Origin of the sequence: Spirulina sp. 06S082 (assembly GCF_034932145.1) — a bacterium.
Lineage (GTDB): Bacteria > Cyanobacteriota > Cyanobacteriia > Cyanobacteriales > Spirulinaceae > CCY15215.
The window spans coordinates 1-2,894 of record NZ_JAYGHV010000468.1 but is presented as its reverse complement, the minus strand read 5'-3'; the positions used below and the strand labels follow the sequence as shown (position 1 = coordinate 2,894).

The window sequence follows — 2,894 nt, the reverse complement described above, 5'->3', positions numbered from 1 at the left end:
TCGCATCCAAGTGGAACATCCGGTGACTGAAATGATTACGGGATTAGATTTAATTACGGAACAAATTCGCATTGCTCAAGGGGAGAAATTGCAGGTTAAACAAGACGATATTGAACTCAGGGGACACGCGATCGAATGTCGGATTAATGCGGAAGATCCCAAGCATAATTTTCGCCCTCATCCTGGACGAATTAGCGCGTATTTACCTCCTGGGGGTCCTGGTGTCCGCATTGATTCTCATGTTTATACAGATTATGAAATCCCCCCTTATTATGATTCTTTAATCGGCAAGTTAATTGTTTGGGGACCGAATCGAGATATGGCAATTCGTCGCATGAAACGCGCTTTGCAAGAATGTGCGATTACGGGAATTCCGACAACGATTGATTTTCATGCCAAAATATTAAATTCTCCTGCTTTTTTAGCGGGGGAAGTGTACACGAATTTCATTGAGAAACATATAGATTTGAGTAATTAGTGATGGAGATTGGCGATCTCTTCTATCCTACCTATAGGATATGAGTCTGGGAATTAAACGGTGGAGTCGTATTCCGCTTGTAATTAACTTTTGATTAATTCACAAACAGATTTTCAATATCTTGATCATCTAGCGTTGGATCGTCTAGCGTAAAAGCGCTAAGATAATCGCGAACAACACGCTCAAAAAAGAGTGGTGCGGGTAAAGCAGTTCCTTCTCGATAATGTCCAAATCCGTAGCGGAGAGACTCGACTAATGCAGCAATGCGATCGGGATCGTCTCCTTCTTGACGCAATGTAACAACAATTTCAAGAGGGTTAGGAGTCGGCCACATATCTGTATAAGTTTCCCGATCTTCTACAGTGTACATAGGAAGTCCTGCTTGATTGGGAATGTTTTTATCTTTGTCGTCTTTATCAAGTTTTTCTTCTTTAACTTTGTGATAACAACTTGCACCGCGTTTTTGTTCGTGTAATGTATTTTTGCCAATAGAAAAATAGGTAATACATTGAGTGCGATCGCTTTTCATTTTCTTTGTAGTTGTTGCGAGCTCAAATAATCCAGATATTGAACCTGATGGAGTAGGTAAAAACTCATCCGATTCTAAATCAGGATATAGCTTGTCAAGTTCTTCTTTTGTTCGTGTATCTTCCTCCCAAGTTTTAACCAAGCGCTTAATTTTATCATCAATGATACCCGGTGCAAGTTCTTGTCGAATGCGAACGATGCGAGCGTCTTTCCATGTTTGTTGCATTTTCTCGCGTCCGGAAATGTCAATATCTGAAGCATTGATATCGCTATCTCGCAACCACTTCCACAGTGAAGCACAATTGGAGGAATTAATCATGACTAATGGTTGTTTTCCTTCCTTAACCGATTGGGAAATGGTTTGGTCTACAAATTCCATAAAGCGAGTTTCTCGGATATCCTGTTTTAATGCTAGACGCACGGGAGATACTTGAGAAACTGTTGCTAGAGCCTTAGAAAAATCTTTCCACTCACTGACTTCCATTTGATTCCCTTTTTCATAAGCACAACTCATTTCACATCGACCTTTTTCTACATCAATACGAATTGCGATTGGGAGAAATGTTGCGTCATTCGAGCGATAGCGGCCTGAATTCTTCCGAACAATGGTAATTCCAATGATTTCTTTAGGTTGATTGTCTGGCAACCACTTATCAACATTTTCACAGACATTATCAATACGTCCAGTATGCGCCCAAAATAAATCTTTCATAGCAGCTTGAGTGCGCCATATAAAATTAGAAATATTGATTTTATTTTGTTCGCTCGATCGCTGAGGAGGACGAATAAACTGTACACACGATCGCCCTATCTCTGTAAGCGCTTTTCGTGTTGAAGGTTTATTTACAGGATCGTCTTTCTTATCTTCTCCAGAATCGAAATAAAGTTTTCGTGCCATAACTAAGCAAAATGTTGGTTGTTCTTTTTTGGCGATTTGTTGAGCAAGAGGTTTCCATTTTTGAATTCGATTCTTAGACCGATTTTTCATTGTTTCGTGACTATCATCAAGAGTATTTTTAGGACCGTGAGTTCCTTCTGGCAGAGAATTTGCTTGAATCTTAAGACTATTACCCCAAAGCAGACGAATTATTATTTCAAGAAGTTTAAGTTCTTTTTTAAATCCTTGTTCGTAAAAAATAGTTAACAATGGTTTACAATCAGAAGATAATTGTTTGATTTTCTGTCGATTTAACTCGATATGATCCTTTATTTCTTCCTTTTGCTTTTTGATTTTTTTGTTGAATTCAAATTGTTTTATTTCTCCAAAAAAATCTTTAGGACTAAGTTCAAAATGTTTTTTCAACAACCGTTCTATTTCTGATTCTTTTAATTCCTCAATATATTGAGACTCAAACTCTAAAAAACTTTCTGTTTCACAAAACTGGAGCATTGCTCTCAATACATTTGGTGTATTAATCATTCGTGAAGATGTATCGTCTATAGTATGACCTTCCCCACGTTTAACTTTGACCTTAGAACATTTAAAAGGCTCAATTCCCAAAGGCTTTAATATTTCAGTAATTTTATCAAAGGCTTCGAGTTTATCCAGTGGAGGAACTCCTGCTTTAATTCCATGTTCTTCTTTATCTTGTTGGATGCCTTCGCGATAGGTTAAAAGAACTTTACATTTATCGGTTGAAGCCTCTCCGTTAGCAATTTGAAATCCATTTAAAGGAATTGTAGGTAGCTCCAACTCTCGGCGAAGAACTTCAAAAGAATCATCTGTTTTCCATTCTCTAATTTTCTTCTTTGTTTCTTTATCTTGTTTTATGATTTTGTGAGAGATCGTATAACTAAAAACGCGATCGCTAAAATCTTCAGAAAAAATAATTCCATTGATATTTTTGCGATCGTAATTTGTATGAGCGAGACTCTTCAACCAACGTCG

Annotated in this window: 1 protein-coding gene and 1 pseudogene; one reads left to right on the top strand and one right to left on the bottom strand. The window is 37.6% G+C overall.

The genetic code is table 11. The features are described from left to right. Positions 1–478 (top strand): annotated as a pseudogene (locus tag VB714_RS27045) (acetyl-CoA carboxylase biotin carboxylase subunit); the annotation flags it as partial. 94 nt (positions 479–572) lie between these two features. Here VB714_RS27045 and VB714_RS27040 read toward each other — a convergent pair. Next, a partial coding sequence (locus tag VB714_RS27040; protein WP_323228423.1) for an RNaseH domain-containing protein occupies positions 573–2,894 on the bottom strand: 2,322 nt, incomplete at its 5' end.